The 14,383-nt window shown below is 70.7% G+C and carries 10 protein-coding genes and 1 pseudogene; 6 read left to right on the plus strand and 5 right to left on the minus strand.

Annotated features, from left to right (window positions below; genetic code table 11):
• Positions 1 to 16 precede the first annotated feature (16 nt).
• Positions 17 to 2,089, plus strand: coding sequence for a M14 family zinc carboxypeptidase (locus tag ACIA5C_RS21610; protein ID WP_396057176.1), 2,073 nt, complete (start codon positions 17 to 19; stop codon positions 2,087 to 2,089).
• 65 nt (positions 2,090 to 2,154) lie between these two features.
• Here ACIA5C_RS21610 and ACIA5C_RS21615 read toward each other — a convergent pair whose 3' ends face one another.
• Positions 2,155 to 2,592, minus strand: coding sequence for an Hsp20/alpha crystallin family protein (locus ACIA5C_RS21615; protein ID WP_396057178.1), 438 nt, complete (start codon positions 2,590 to 2,592; stop codon positions 2,155 to 2,157).
• 181 nt (positions 2,593 to 2,773) lie between these two features.
• Positions 2,774 to 2,986, minus strand: coding sequence for a hypothetical protein (locus tag ACIA5C_RS21620; protein WP_396057180.1), 213 nt, complete (start codon positions 2,984 to 2,986; stop codon positions 2,774 to 2,776).
• A 153-nt stretch (positions 2,987 to 3,139) separates the two neighbouring features.
• Here ACIA5C_RS21620 and ACIA5C_RS21625 point away from each other — a divergent pair, with 153 nt between their 5' ends.
• The 4 genes from ACIA5C_RS21625 to ACIA5C_RS21640 all read left to right on the plus strand — a co-directional run bounded on the left by ACIA5C_RS21625 (position 3,140) and on the right by ACIA5C_RS21640 (position 8,423).
• On the plus strand, positions 3,140 to 4,366 hold the full coding sequence (locus ACIA5C_RS21625; RefSeq protein WP_396057182.1) for a sensor histidine kinase: 1,227 nt from the start codon (positions 3,140 to 3,142) through the stop codon (positions 4,364 to 4,366).
• Entirely contained in the window at positions 4,354 to 4,998 is a 645-nt protein-coding gene (locus ACIA5C_RS21630; RefSeq protein ID WP_396057184.1) for a response regulator, read from the plus strand. Before ACIA5C_RS21625 ends, ACIA5C_RS21630 begins: the two co-directional genes overlap by 13 nt.
• A 105-nt stretch (positions 4,999 to 5,103) precedes the next feature.
• Positions 5,104 to 5,853, plus strand: a complete 750-nt coding sequence (locus ACIA5C_RS21635) for an ABC transporter ATP-binding protein (protein WP_396057186.1) — start codon at positions 5,104 to 5,106, stop codon at positions 5,851 to 5,853.
• Positions 5,850 to 8,423: an FtsX-like permease family protein gene (locus tag ACIA5C_RS21640; protein WP_396057188.1), complete on the plus strand. Its 2,574-nt coding sequence runs from the start codon at positions 5,850 to 5,852 to the stop codon at positions 8,421 to 8,423. Before ACIA5C_RS21635 ends, ACIA5C_RS21640 begins: the two co-directional genes overlap by 4 nt.
• Positions 8,424 to 9,006: 583 nt before the next feature.
• Here ACIA5C_RS21640 and ACIA5C_RS21645 read toward each other — a convergent pair.
• Complete coding sequence (locus ACIA5C_RS21645; protein WP_396057190.1) at positions 9,007 to 9,492, minus strand: hypothetical protein; 486 nt, start codon at positions 9,490 to 9,492, stop codon at positions 9,007 to 9,009.
• 564 nt (positions 9,493 to 10,056) lie between these two features.
• Between ACIA5C_RS21645 and ACIA5C_RS21650 the strand changes: the two genes are divergently transcribed.
• On the plus strand, positions 10,057 to 10,914 hold the full coding sequence (locus ACIA5C_RS21650) for an alpha/beta fold hydrolase (protein ID WP_396057192.1): 858 nt from the start codon (positions 10,057 to 10,059) through the stop codon (positions 10,912 to 10,914).
• Between the two features lie 72 nt (positions 10,915 to 10,986).
• Here the strand turns inward: ACIA5C_RS21650 and ACIA5C_RS21655 are convergent.
• Positions 10,987 to 11,325: pseudogene (locus ACIA5C_RS21655) on the minus strand (transposase); the annotation flags it as partial.
• A 118-nt stretch (positions 11,326 to 11,443) separates the two neighbouring features.
• A complete protein-coding gene (locus tag ACIA5C_RS21660; RefSeq protein ID WP_396057194.1) occupies positions 11,444 to 14,302 on the minus strand; it encodes a GH92 family glycosyl hydrolase in 2,859 nt (952 codons plus the stop codon).
• Positions 14,303 to 14,383: the final 81 nt, after the last annotated feature.

The following is a 14,383-nucleotide window of genomic DNA, read 5'->3' on the forward strand; positions in this document are numbered from 1 at the left end:
TGTCCCAGGAGGCTAGATGTCATCCCGAGTCCGCTGGGCGGCGACCGCCGCCGTTCTCAGCCTGGCGGTCGCGCTGGCCCCACAAGCGGCCCGCGCGCAGGCTCCCACCCCACCGGGGATCACCGTCGCACTCAGCTCGGGCGAGCACGCGCTCGTCCGTTTCCGCCTGCCCGACCAGAACGCTCTCGACCGGCTGACCGCGTCGGACGCCGACCTGGCCGCGGTGCCCCACCACGCGCCCGGCCAGTTCCTCGCCGATGTCGTCGTCGACGACACCGAACTGGCCGCGATGATCAAGAACGGTGCCGCCCCGGTCCAGCTCATCGAGCGGCAGTCGCCGCCGGGCGCGCTCAGAACCATGTCCAAGCTGGCCGCCGGCTCCGACACGCTGCATTTCCTCCAGGACTACTGGTGGACCAGCAAGGGCAAGACGTTCCTGCAGACCCAGGTCGCGACCACGGCGACCGACGACCCGGACGTGCAGATCACCGTCACCTGGAAGACCGCCGACGGCACGACGGGGTCCTACCAGCTCGTGCGCTTCTCCGACGACAACGAATACCAGTACCACTGGCAGGTGCCGCAGCCGCTGCCCGGCAAGCCGGTGTCGGTGACCGCGACCTCCAGCCTCGGTGGTGCGACCCGCGCGATGACGCCGCAGGCCTGGCCGGGTGCCACGCCGCCGGCCCAGCCGAGCGGCTACCAGAAGGACTTCGTCGCGGCGTACCTGACGCCGACCGACATCCAGGCCCGCATCAAGCGGCTGGCCAGGCAGTACCCCAAGCTGGTCGACGTGATCAACCTGCCGAACAAGACGCAGGGCTACCGGCGCACGGCGGTCGCCTACCTCGGTGACCCCAACGCGGCCGCGGTGGTCGTCGAGTCGGTCAAGTTCGGTGATCAGGGGATGAACGGTGTCCAGGTCAAAACGGTCGCCGCGAGCGCTCCGAACAGGCCGCTGTCCGCGGTCTACAAGGACCGGGTGCTGACGATCACGCTGGCCACCGACGGCGCCGGCAAGACCATCAGCACGACCGACGACGTGGCCGCCTTCATCACGGCCAGATATCCGCAGACCTTCAGCGCTTTCGTCGAATCGGGCTCGGCCGGCCTCCCGATGCCGGTGGTCGCTCCCGTACGCCTCGACGACGGCCTCAAGGGCACCGAGGTCTCGAAGAAGCCGTGGACCGTGCAGGCACTGCGCATCGGTTCGGTGCGGGACGGCTCCAAGATCGGCGTCCTCGCGTACTCCCAGGAGCACGCCCGCGAGTGGGCGACGCCGCTGGTCACCCTGGAGTTCGCCGAGCGGCTGCTGGCCAACTACGCCACCGACCCGGCCACCAGGCAGATGGTCGACAACACCGACATCTTCGTGATCCCGACGGTCAACCCGGACGGCGCCAACTACACGTTCAACGACTACAACTTCCAGCGGAAGAACCTCGACAACCACTGCACCGGGGTCAACCGCGACCCGAAGAACCGCGACCGCTGGGGCGTCGACGTCAACCGCAACTACACCGTCGGCTCCTTCTTCGACGGCTACGTCGGCGGCGGCAGCAACTGCCTCGGCGAGACCTACTCCGGTACGGGCGAGCTGTCCGAGTCCGAGAGCAGGAACGTGATCGCCCTCGCCTCGGCCCACTCCAACGTCCGGTTCGCGATGAACGTGCACAGCTACGGCGGGTACTTCATGTGGCCGCCCGGCTCGTACAAGGCGGACGGCCGGATCACCCTGCCCCGCCCGTCGATCGACGAGCAGAAGACCTTCCTGGACAGTGCCCGGCGCATCGTGGGCGCGATCGCGTCCGAGCGGGGCACGGTCACCTGGCCGTCCTACACCGGCCCGGTTGCCGACGTGCTCTACTCGGCGGCCGGTAACTCGGCCGACGAGCTCTACTACGAGCTCGGCATCGACGCGTGGGACTTCGAGATCGGCAACGACGTCTGGAACGACGCCACCCAGGAGTGGGACGGTGTCGGCTTCCAGCCGGCGTGGGACGAGGCGCACTCCGAGGCGATGGAGTACGCCGGTGGCCTGACCGAACTGGTCCGCGTGGCCGACGACACCGCGGCTGCCGCTCAATAGGAACCGGGTTTCGGCCGGGCGGGAGCACCTCCCGCCCGGCCGTTTCCGGTGGAGGGGGAGAAGGCTCAGGCGTCGGCCGTGACGGCGCCCTCCACCGCGGGCTGCGTGCCCGCCGTGGTGATCGGGATGCGGCGCGGCTTGGCGGTCTCGGCCACCGGAATCGTCAGCGTGAGCACGCCGTCCTGCCAGGTGGCGGCGATGTTGTCGAGGTCGAGACCGTCGCCGAGGGCCAGCCGGCGCTCGAAGGTGCCGGTGCGCCGCTCGCGGCGGACCCACTGCACGGCTTCGTCGGTGCGCGGGGTGCGCTCGGCGCGGATGGTGAGCACCCGGTTGTCGACGCCCACCTGCACTGAGCCGGGGTCGATGCCCGCGAGGTCACAGTGGAGCACGAAGTGGTCGCCGGACCGGTAGAGGTCGAGCGGCATGGCCATCGTCGCGGAACCGGCGAGCATCTGCTCGGCGAGCCGGTCGAGGTCGCGGAAGGGATCGAAAGTCAGCACCACGAACACCTCCTCAGAGCACGTCCGCCGGCCTTTCCAGCGGATCGCGTGGCGCTCGGCTAAAGATCAATTCTGCCGAGTGCTGTCTGGTTGTGACCAGCAGCTATAAGTCATTTTTTAGCACCGACCCCAGCCGAGTGCCAAGCGTTTCCACCAAAATTTTCGTCGAACTGGCCGTGCTGCATCAGTGCGCCCGGGTGCGGTAGTGGTGCACGATCAGCGCGGCCCCGAAAGCCAGCGCGACCGCGCCGAACGCCGAGGCGACGACGGGCCTGCCGAACGCCGAGGAGATGACGGCGTTGGCCGCCGCGCTCAGGACCAGGCCCAGCCACAACAGCGGGCGCAGCGCGCCACGCGAGGTCTTCTCTTCGTCGGTGATGCGGTACTGGTCGTTCATCACTGCCTCCTGGAGCGTCGTTTTCGTGGTTCCCACGCTATTGAGGGCGGACGGCCGAGCCCATCCCACAGGCGTTACACCCGAGGTATAGCCAGCTGTACTTTTCGGCCCGCGCCCTGACGTCCTGGCCGGCCGGTGGCCTATGGTCACCGCATGTCTTGGCTGCGTGCGCGGGTTCGCGTCTCCGTCGACGCGCTCGAGCACCTGGTCGGCGGGCTGGGCACGTCGGTGCTCGCGCTCGGCGTCCTGCTCTGGGTGCTGGTCGTCGCGGTCGCCTCGCTCGCCGGCATCGGCCTGCCGCTGGCCCAGCCGGCGCTGGGCGGGGTGCGGTCGGTCGCTGACCGCGAGCGCGGCCGGCTCACCCGCTGGGGGCCGCCGGTGCTCGGTCCGGGCCCGGTTCCCGGCGGCCTGCGGGCCGCGATCCGAGACCCTTTCGTACGCCGTGAGCTCGCGTGGCTGCCTCTTCACGCGATATTCGGGTTCCTGGCCGGCACCCTCGGCCTGACCCTGCCGCTGTCCGCCGTGCAGGACCTCACGTTCCCGCTGTGGTACCGCTTCCTCGCCCCCGAGGACGGCGGCCCCACCATCGTGTTCTGGCGCATCGACGGCCTCGGCGACGCCCTGGTGGTCGGCCTGCTCGGCGTGGGCTGGCTGGTCCTCGTGGTCGCGGGCGGCCCGCTTCTGGCCCGCCTGCAGGCCCTGCCCGGCCGCCGGCTGCTCTCCCCGCCGCCCGGCACCGACCTCTCGCTGCGGGTCGCCGAGCTGACCGCCACCCGCGCGGCCGCGCTCGACGCCCACGCGGTCGAGTTGCGGCGCATCGAGCGCTCCCTGCACGACGGCACCCAAAATCGCCTCGTCGCGGTCAACGTGCTGCTCGGCGCCGCCCGGCGGGCCATGCAACGCGATCCGGCCCGGGCCGACGAGATCCTGGCCAAGGCGCAGGACGCGGCCGAACAGGCGCTGGGCGAGCTGCGTACGGTGGTGCGCGGAATCCTGCCGCCGGTGCTCGACGACCGCGGTCTGACCGGTGCGCTCGACGGCCTGGCCGCCAGTTGTGCGGTGCCCTGCCGGTTGGTCGTCGACGTGCCGGGGCGGTGTGCCGCGTCGGTCGAGGCCACGGCCTACTTCGTGGTCGCCGAGGCGCTGACCAACGTGGTCAAGCACAGCGGCGCGCGGGCCGTCGAGGTGACCGTGCGGCGGGTGGGCGAGCGGCTGGTGATCGTGGTCGACGACGACGGTCACGGCGGCGCCGACGAGGGTCGGGGTTCCGGGCTCACCGGCATCCGCCGGCGGGTCGAGGCGTACGACGGTCGGATCGAGCTGACCAGCCCGCCGGGCGGGCCGACGAGAATGCGGGTGGAGCTGCCGTGCGGATCGTGATCGCCGAGGACGACGCGCTGCTGCGGGAGGGCCTGGCGCTGCTGCTGCGCGCCGAGGGCCTCGACGTGGTCGCGACCGCGGGCAACCCGGCCGAGTTCCTGGCCGCCGTCGACGAGCACGAGCCCGACGTGGCCATTGTGGACGTCCGAATGCCGCCGACCCACACCGACGAGGGCATCGTGGCGGCGGTCGAGGCCCGGCGGCGGCGGCCCGGGCTGGCGGTGCTGGTGCTCTCGGCGTACGTCGAGCAGGCCTTCGCCACCGACCTGTTCTCGATCGGCGCGGTCGGCCTCGGCTACCTGCTGAAGGAGCGTGTCGGCCGGGTCGAGGAGTTCCTGTCCGCGCTCGAGCGGGTCGCCGGTGGGGGCACCGCGATCGACCCCGAGGTGGTCGGCCAGTTGCTGGCCCGCAACCGGCCCAACGACGGTCTCAGCGAGCTTTCCCCGCGCGAGCTCGACGTGCTGGCGCTGATGGCCGAGGGCCTGGGCAACACGGCGATCTCCGAGCGCCTGTTCGTCACCGAGGGCGCGGTGCACAAGCACATCCGCAGCATCTTCGCCAAGCTGCACCTGGCGCCCGACGACCGGGCCGACCGCCGGGTCACCGCCGTGCTGCGCTACCTGGAAAAGTAGCGCTGGCTGTACCCGGTTCGTAGAGCCAGTGGGATGGTTGCCGAACTCGCCCGCCAATAGCGTTCTCCGTGCGCGCACCGAACACCCGACGACACGGAGGACACGATGTCCGTCTACACAGAACCGTCCCTCGCCACCGCGGTACGCGTCGAGAAGCTCACCCGGGTCTACGGCTCGGTCACCGCGCTCGACGCGGTCGACGCCGGCTTCGGCCGGGGCACCTTCACCGCCGTCATGGGCCCGTCCGGCTCCGGCAAGAGCACGCTGCTGCAGACCGCGGCCGGCCTCGACCGGCCCAGCTCCGGCCGCGCCTTCCTCGGCGACACCGACCTGTCCCGGCTCTCCGAGACCCGGCTGACCGAGCTGCGCCGCCGCCGCATCGGCTTCGTCTTCCAGGCGTTCAACCTGGTCGGCGCCCTCACCGTGGAGGAAAACATCGTCCTCCCGCTGCGCCTGTCCGGCGCCCGGCCCGACCGGGCCTGGCTGACCACGGTGGTCGAGCGGGTCGGGCTGGGGGATCGGCTGCACCACCGGCCGGCCCAGCTCTCCGGTGGCCAGCAGCAGCGGGTGGCGATCGCCCGCGCGCTGGCCACCCGCCCCGAGGTCATCTTCTGCGACGAGCCGACCGGCGCGCTCGACTCCCGCACGGCGGCCGACGTGCTCGCCCTGCTGCGGGCGGTCGTCGACGAGCACGGGCAGACCGTCGTCATGGTGACGCACGACCCGATCGCCGCGTCGTACGCCGACCGCGTGCTGATCCTGGCCGACGGCCGCATCGTCGGCGACCTGCCCCAGCCCGGCGCGGTCCGCATCGCCGAGCACCTCGCCTCCCTCGATCGGAGGACGGCGCGATGATCACGCTCGCCACGAAGCTGCTGCGGCACCGCGCCGGCCCGTCGATCGCCACCCTGATCGCCCTGGCGGTGGGCGTCATGATCCTTGTCGCCATGGGCGCGCTCGTCGAGTCGGGCCTGCGGTTCCGCCCGCAACCCCAGCTCTACCGCGCCGCCGACCTCGTCGTCGCCCAGCGCGACGTCAGCCACACCAGCAAGGAATTCGGCGGTGACACCACGACCACGACGGTCACGCTGCCCGACGGGGGCACCGTCGACGCCGGGCTGGTCGGTCGCATCCGGCAGGTGCCGGGGGTCACGCTGGCCGCGGGCGACGACCGGATCGTCTTCGACTCGCCCGCCGCGGTCGGTCACGGCCTTTCGGCGTACGCGCTCACCGGCCGCGCGATAAGCGCGGGCGTCCCGCCGAAGGCCGACGGCGAGGTTCTGGCCGACACCGCCCTCGGCGCCGCCCCGGGCAGCCGGATCGGCCTCACCGTCGCGGGCGTCCCGGAATCCTATGTGGTCACCGGAGTCACGGACACCGGCACCGCCCAGGTGTTCCTCACCGACGCCCAGGCGGCACGGCTGTCCGCCCACCCGGGCCGCGTCGACGCGATCGGCGTGGTCGCCCCGTCCGGCTCCTTCGCCGCGGTGCGGCAGATCGCCTCGGCGGCGGGCGCCACGACCTACTCCGGTGACCAGCGCGGCGCCGCCGAGCAGTCCGACGGCCTGGTCGCCAGGAGCCTCCTGGTCGAGGCCGGTTCCGCCTTCGGCGGCTACGTGATCATGCTGATCGTCTTCGTGGTGGCCGGCACGATCGGCCTTTCCGTCCGGCACCGCCGCCGCGACCTCGCCCTCCTGCGGGCGGTCGCCGCGACCCCCGGCCAGCTGCGGCGCATGCTGATCGCCGAGACCGCGCTGCTCGCGCTGACCGGCTCGGCCGTCGGCGTGCCGTCCGGCCTGATCGCCGCCCGCTGGGTGCACGGCCAGCTGATCGACCGCGGCTTCATCCCCGGCGGCTTCCCACTCGCCGCCGGCGGCCTCGCAAGTCTCGCCTCGGTCGGCGTCGCCCTGCTCGTGGCGGTGCTCGCCGCCCTGATTGCCAGCCGCCGCATCACCCGCATCAAGCCGGTCGAGGCCCTCGGTGAGGCCGCCGTCGAGCCGAAGCAGAGCGGCAAGGTACGCCTCACCTTCGGCCTGGTCACGCTGGCCGGTGCGGGCACCGCGGGCGGCTTCACGGCGGCAGTGAGCGGCGCGAACGCGGCCCTGGCGGCAGCGGTCGGCATGCTCTACCTGTTCGTGATCGCGGTCGCTCTGCTCGCGCCCTGGATCAACGCGTTCGCCGCCGGGCTGCTCAGCCCGGTGCTGTCCCGGCTCTGGCAGACCAGCGGTTACCTGGCCGGCAAAAACCTGCGGGCCAACGCCCAGGGCATGGCGACGGTGCTGACCGCCCTGGTGCTGTCGGTCGGCTTCGGCGGCTCAGTATGGTTCCTGCAGAACAACCTCGAACGCCAGACCACCACCGAGGCCCGCACCGGCACCCTGGCCGACCGCGTGGTCCTCGGCTCGGGAGGCGACGCGGCAGCCCAGATCCGCAAGCTCGACGGCGTGGTCGCCGCCACCGGCGTCCGCCACACCTCGGTGGTCGTGACCTCCTTCGACGGCATCGAGACCGCCACCGCCGAGGCCGTCGACCCGGACGGCATAGCGTCGACCCTGAACCTGGGCACGACCTCGGGCAACCTGACCGGGCTGGCCCGCCCCGGCACCGTGGCCGTCTCCGCCATGTTGGCGTCCTCGTCCGGCTGGCACCTCGGCGACCGGGCCCACCTGTGGCTGGGCGACGGCACCCCGACCGACCTGACGGTCGTGGCCATCTATGACCGGGGCCTGGGCTTCGCCGACGTCACCCTCTCGAAGCAGACCACAGCCGGCCACCTGCCCCGCAACGCCGACGACGAGGTCCTGGTCCGCACCACCTCAGCGTCCACGCCCGGCAACCACGCCACCGCGACAGCCCCAGGCGCCGCCTCGGCTGCGGGCGCCGGCTCGGCTGCGGGCGCCGGCTCGGCTGTCGGCGGCGGCGTGGCCCCGGGCGGCGGCGCTGCGCTGGCCGCTTGGAGTACCGCGCACCCCGGCACCACCGTGGTCGACTCCGCGGCCCAAACCCAGACGATCAGCACCGACCTTGCGGTCGGCGCCTGGCTCAACAAGATGCTGATCGGCGTCATGGTTGGCTACGCTGCCCTCGCCGCCGCCACCACGATGGTGATGGCCGCCCTGGCCCGCCGCCGCGAACTGGCCCTGCTCCAACTGGTCGGCGTGACCCGCCGCCAGATCCGCCGCATGGTCAACGCCGAACAGGCCGGCCTCCTCGGCGTCGCCGTCCTCATCGGAGCGTCGATCGCCGCCCTCACGCTGGGCTCCATCATGCGGGCCCTGACCGGCAGCCCGATCCCGTACGTGCCGCCGTCGGGAGCCATAGCCGTCCTCGGCGGTGCGACCCTCCTGGCCCTGGCCACCACGATCTGGCCGGTCCGCCGCCTCCTCCGCACCCCGCCGACTGAAAACATCGGCGTCAAGGAGTGAGACTCCGCGGCCGGCCGCCCCGGGGGGCTGCGGCCGGCCGCGGTCCGGCCTCGTCGGCATGATGTTCCGACGAGCGCAACCGATGCGGAGGGCCCACGGAACGACGCGCGGGCCGGTCCGGATGCGTTGGCGAGGCCGTTGCCGGTTGCACAGCCGCACCGGCGGCGGCCACGGCGACGCTCGCGGCGATCGTCATGGCGGAAAGTTCCCGGGTCGTCCCCGGCGAGTGAGGCAGAGTATCGCTCACGTGGATGTCTCCGCCGCCGAATTCAACGACCGTTCGATGCTGCAAGACATCCGAGGGTTCGTTCTTGTCAAGCTTGGGTCACTGCGTGGCCGAACCAGCCCTCTCGGTACTGGCGGTAACGCTTGCCGGATCGGTGCCCCCTGCGATCCCTGCAGCAGGCGCTACTGGCAACCTCGCGTGTTCGTTTGGTGCGAGTGCTCGGCCCTGCGGCCGCTTCGGTTACTCAGTGTTGCTGGTCGTGGGGCGGCGGGGACGCTTGCCGCCCGGGTTACCGGCTCCCCACTACTTAGATCAACTTCTGATCCCTGGTCGCGATCGCTAGCAACAACCCCGAGATCAGCGTTTCCAGTGACTGCCGTCAGGTTCAGGGCTGTGATAGGGCTCATCGGGATCTGTCCCTGACGACCGGCCGCTTCCGGAGCGGGATGGCCAGAGCCAGAGGACCGCGGCGCAGATGAGAATGAACAGGCCCCAGCCCTCGACGTTTTCCCAGGGCCGGGTGATGTCGCGCCAGAGCCCACCCTGAGTAGAGGCGGGAGCTGGTGAGGTCGGCGTATCGCTGGCAACCGGGCAGGTCACCTCGGGTTTGTCAGCTTGAGCGTTCCTCTTGAACTCTTCATAGCAGGCCAGCGAACGGTTCCGGAAGTACAGAGCCTTCTCAACATGATCGGCGATACAGGCGGGGTGCTGATCGTCGTACTGGCAAGGGTTCTCCGGCCGGACCGTGTAGGTGTCGCCGATGGTGCGCAGTGGCGGTGGTTTGGCGCCAGGTTGGTTGTTACACAACTGCTGAGCCATGTTCTTGATGTAGTCCGTGATCACGACCCGGCCGCTGCTTCCGGCCGCGACGTCTCTGAGGAAGTCGGCTCGCCGGCAGTTGGTGCTGAGCGGAGGATCGTCCTGCGCCCGAGCCGGACCCCGCCGCCGCGCCGAAGAACAGAACGGTGACCAGGGTCGCGGCCACGAGGCGCAGAACCTTACGCCAGTCCCGGCGGGTTCGCCGCCGGCTGGGTTCGGCACCGAAATCGTCCTGGTCGGTCATCGCTTCAGGGTGGCCGCCTTGTCCACCCGGAAGACATCCCCGGTACGGATAAGGATTGCTGTCCGGGAATCCGCAGTGGTCGGAGCAAGATATGTCGTTTGGCAGGGTAGGTGCTGTCGCGTCCGTCGAAAGTTTGCGGATGATCAGGGCTTTGATCGGGGATCCGCAAAGTAGGTCCGGACACGTTGGTTCGCCTGCGTCCGGACCTACCTTGCGGATCCCGGCGCTGGTCACCAGTTCGTGGAGCCGGATCATTCGTGAACGGCCCGGTCCGGATCGGGGTCACGCGAGCCCGGGAGACTGTCGGTATGGCGGGCGATTCCGAATGGCGTCAGCATGTACGGGTGACATCTGATGTGATCACCCTCGCTGACGGCAGACGGCTGAGCTGGCACGAGTTCGGAGACCCGAACGGGTGGCCCGTCGTCTACACGGCCGGGACACCGGTGTCCGGCCTGGGCGCCGCCGGCTACGACCAGACGGCCCGCGCAGCCCGCCTGCGCTTGATCTCGCCGGACAAACCCGGCTACGGCGCCTCCGATTACCAGCCCCATCGCAGCCTCGCCAGCTGGGGTGACGATCTCGCCGCGCTGGCCGGTCACCTCGGCTTGGACCGGTTCGCGCTGGCCGGCGAGTCCGGCGGGGCCCCGTTCACGTTGGCCGCCGCGCGTCATCTCGCCGATCGGGTCAGTGTGGTCGGGCTGATCGCGGCAGGCGGGCCGATGAGCCGGGCCGACCGAGTGGGCATGACGGTGAACGCCCGGGTGATGAACTGGCTGGCCAGGAACGCACCGTCGCTCAACACCATCCGGGTCGCGGCGATGCGGCGGCAGCTTGTCGGCGCGGACAGCCGGGAGCGTGCCCTGCACCGCGCGACGGCGGCAGCGCCCGACGCCGCACACGCCGCCGCCCTGCGGATCGAGTTCGAAGCCATCGCTGACGCGCTGCGGCCGGGCTCGCGCGCCACCGTGCAGGAACTCTCCCTGATCAAACAGCCGTGGACCTTCCCGCTCAGCGAGGTCAAGATGCCGGTGCACCTGTGGCACGGCGCGCTTGACCGTAACGCACCGATCGCCTTCGCCCGCCGCCTCGCGCACGAGCTACCCGACGCCGCCCTGCACATCAGCGACTCATCGGGGCACGATGTCGGCCTCGACCGGGCCGGCGAGGTCATGTCCGTGCTTGCCTCCTACGCGAATTAGAGACAGCCGGCGACCGATTCTCTGCCCGGGGACGGCAAGGTTTTGCGGGTCGCCACGCCGCGCGAGAATCCGCCGAGGCAACCGGTTGCGCTGGGCTGCGGCGTGGCGATCACCGGCGGCTTCGCGCCGGTCGTGGTGGGCTCGGCAGCCGGGTGAGGCGATCAGGGCGGAGAACGCCCAGGCGTGGCCGGTCGCGGCCAGCCGCTGGTTCTTGACGCGGCGGGCCACCACGACGCGGCTGCGGCCGGAGGCGCAGGTTACCCGCGCGGAGCCGGCGTAGGCCTTGAGCGCTCGAGCGTCGGCGAAGCGCGTCCGGTCGTCTCCGATCTCCGCGAGCACGCGGGCGCCGGACACCGCCGCGAGGCCCGGCAGGCTCGTGATGACGTCGCGGTCCGGATGCTCGGCGAACGCCTGGGGCGGCGACGAATGCCGCGACCAGCAACGATGAACACATCGCCGGCTGGGAGACGACGCGGCCGCCGAGTCCGACCATCACGGTCGATCTCGACGGCCCCGTCGGCGGAGTCGGTCAGTTCTGGGGCGGGGTGTCGCCCTTGCCGCTGCCCCACTTCAGGTTCGGAGAGGTGCTCAGGCTGTAGGTGAGGTGCGCGCCGTGGGCGGTTGCCGACGCCGGCAGCCACGCCTTGGTGGTGGAACGGCCGTTGACTCTCAAAGCCTTCACGTAGTGGGCCGTGTCGGTGCCCGGAGCGTCGATCACCAGGTGGTGGCCGTTGCCCAGCCGCAGGTCGGCGTGCGGGAAGAGCGGCGTCGTCAGGGCCAGCTCGGCCCGGGTCGGTACGGTCGGGTACAGGCCGAGGGCGGAGAAGACGTACCAGGCGCTCATCGTGCCCGCGTCGTCGTTGCCCGGGATGCCGCCGGTGGTGTCGTTCCACTTCGTCGAGGTGATCGCGTTGACCGTTTCCTGCGTCTTGTACGCGGCCCCGAGGTAGTTGTAGACGTACGGCGTCTGGATGTCCGGCTCGTTGGTGGCGTCGAACCGGGTGCCCTTGGTGGCGCTCAGGTCGAACGTGCCGTCCGGGTTGCGGAAGAACGCGTCGAGCCGCTTGACCGCCGTCGCGTTGCCGCCCATCTTCTGGGCCAGCGTGGTCACGTCGGAGTAGACCATCCAGGTGTACTGGGCGCTCGTGCCCTCGACGAAGCCGGTCCCGGTCGACGGGGTGAAGCCCGGCGCCCAGGTGCCGTCGCGGAAGCGGTCGCGGGCCCAGCCGGTGAACTCGTAGGACGGGTCGGACGGCGGCGGTGAGGTCACCGTCGGGTCGGCCAGTTCCAGTTCGCCCACCTGCACGATGTCGGCGCCGCCGTTCTTGGTCACGTTGAACCGGTAGTAGCTGAACGGCTGCGGGTCGGTGACGGTGTAGGTGGCCGTCTGGCCGCGCTGCGCGAAGGTCTGCCCCGTCTGCGTGTCGACGGTCGTCCAGTCCGTGCCGTTGTTCGAGCCCTGCAGCTGCCAGTCCGACGGGTCACGGGTCGGCTCGTCGTTGCCGGAGGTCACCGCGTACGAGGAAACCGTGAGCGGCGTGTCCAGCTGTGCCGCCACCCAGCCCGTGGTGGCGAAGGTCAGCCACTTCGTGCCCTTGTCGCCGTCGAACAGCTGGGCTTTGCCCTCGTTGGGCGCGTTCTCCCCGCTGGCCGTGATCGCGGTGATGTGGCCGCGGATGTTGTGTTCCAGGCCGATGTCGGCCTTGGCGTCGGGGTCGAACACGTTGCGCCAGTTGTGCGAGCGGGCCAGGAACGTGTTGTAGGTCGACCGGGACCCGAGGGCAAGGGCCAGCTGCGCGATGCCGTAGTCGGCGGCCGAGTCCTCCAGGGTCTCGGCGGCGCCGCCCCAGCAGTGGCAGTCGTCGGCCGGCACGTATCCGAGCGACATGTAGTCCGCAAGTGACGGCCGCTGGCCGAAGCACTCGACGTTGCAGCCCTTGTCGCTCGAGTCGTTCTCGGTCGGCACGGTCGCGGCCTGGACCAGCGACTTCAGGGCGCCGCGGGCGTCGAAGTCGCGTGCTCCGAAGGCGTACATCGCGGCGATCGCGGCGGCCGACGGGTCGCCCGACATGACCGAGGTCTTGCCGTTCTCGAGCAGCCAGCGGTCCCATTCGCCGCCGCGCTGGGTGGCGTAGTTGAACAGCGACTGGGCATAGTCGCTGGCCTGCTTGGTGTCGAGCATGGCCAGCAGTTGCACCTGGGCCCGGTACTGGTCCCAGCCGGAGAACGTGCCGTACTGGGCGTGCTGGCGTCCGGAGACCCGGTGGATCTTGTCGTCGGCTCCGTAGTAGCGGCCGTCGACGTCGCTGGTCAGGGTCGGCTCGAGCGACGAGTGGTAGAGCGCGGTGTAGAAGGTCGTCCGCTGCGCGGCGGTGCCGCCCCCGATGCGGATCTTGCTGAGCCGGGCGTTCCAGGCGGCCGCGGCCTGCGCCTTCATGCTGTCGAAGCTGAGCCGGTTCGGCGATTCCACGGCCAGGTTGCGCTCGGCGCCGGCCTGGTCGGCGTACGAGATGGCCACGCGCATCGAGACGGCGGTCGTCCCGGGCGCGAACGTCACGTACCCGCCGGAGCCCTTGCCCGCGACCGGCCGCCCGGAGGCATAGCCGCTGCCGCCGGTGGCGTCCGTGCTGTCGGCGGTGACCGTCCCGTCCTTCCAGGTCCCGGTCGTCGTGAACGGCTGGTCCACGTGGGCCACGAAGTGCAGCGTGTAGTACGAGTGTGAATTGTCGGTGCTCTGCGGCCCGCAGAAGTTACCGGCGGTGACCGAACCCGAGATCGTCCGGGTTTTCGCGTCGATGTGGACGGACGCGTCGGTGCTGCCGGTCTCGGACAGCGACGTGCGGAAGAGCAGGCTGGCCGGCTTGTCCGCGGGGAAGGTGAACCTGCCCATGCCCGTACGGTCGGTGACCGTGAGTTCGGCGCCTGCGCCGGAGTCCAGACCGACTTTGTAGTAGCCGGCCGAGGCTGCCTCGTTGGCGTGCGAGAACGTGCTGGCGTAGACCGCGTCGGTCGCGTCACTGGTCGGCGAGGTGGTCACGTCACCGACGTACGGCATGATCGGGATGTCGCCGTTGGCGCCCGAGCAGCCCACACCGCTGAGGTGGGTGAGGCTGAGCCCTCGGATCTTGGTGGCCGCGTACTGGTATCCGCCCGGGGCCGGCGTCGAGTACTGGTTGCCCCGGGACGTCTGCGGGCTCCAGGCGAGCATGCCGAACGGCCGCACCGCGCCGGGGTAGGTGTTGCCCAGATTGGTGGAGCCGATGAGCGGGTTCACATAGGTGACCGGGTCCGCGATCCGCGGTGCCGGCCCGGCAGCCTGAGCCGCGGCACCGATCGGGATGGTGACGGCCACCCCGGCGATCGCGGCGAGGACACGAGTTGGAAGCATCCGGGTCCTTTCCTGACAACGTTGTCAGGACAGCATTCATTGAGCTACTGGCATGTGTCAATGAGGTTGCTGACTTGTTAG

The organism is Actinoplanes sp. NPDC051343, assembly GCF_044455125.1.
Classification (GTDB): Bacteria; Actinomycetota; Actinomycetes; order Mycobacteriales; family Micromonosporaceae; genus Actinoplanes.

What these genes read in the sequence shown, in the direction of transcription:
- ACIA5C_RS21610 (WP_396057176.1), top strand. Translation starts at nt 17, where the DNA reads ATGTCATCCCGAGTCCGCTGGGCGGCGACCGCCGCCGTTCTCAGCCTG.
- ACIA5C_RS21620 (WP_396057180.1), bottom strand. Translation starts at nt 2,986, where the DNA reads ATGAACGACCAGTACCGCATCACCGACGAAGAGAAGACCTCGCGTGGC.
- ACIA5C_RS21625 (WP_396057182.1), top strand. Translation starts at nt 3,140, where the DNA reads ATGTCTTGGCTGCGTGCGCGGGTTCGCGTCTCCGTCGACGCGCTCGAG.
- ACIA5C_RS21635 (WP_396057186.1), top strand. Translation starts at nt 5,104, where the DNA reads ATGTCCGTCTACACAGAACCGTCCCTCGCCACCGCGGTACGCGTCGAG.
- ACIA5C_RS21640 (WP_396057188.1), top strand. Translation starts at nt 5,850, where the DNA reads ATGATCACGCTCGCCACGAAGCTGCTGCGGCACCGCGCCGGCCCGTCG.
- ACIA5C_RS21660 (WP_396057194.1), bottom strand. Translation starts at nt 14,302, where the DNA reads ATGCTTCCAACTCGTGTCCTCGCCGCGATCGCCGGGGTGGCCGTCACC.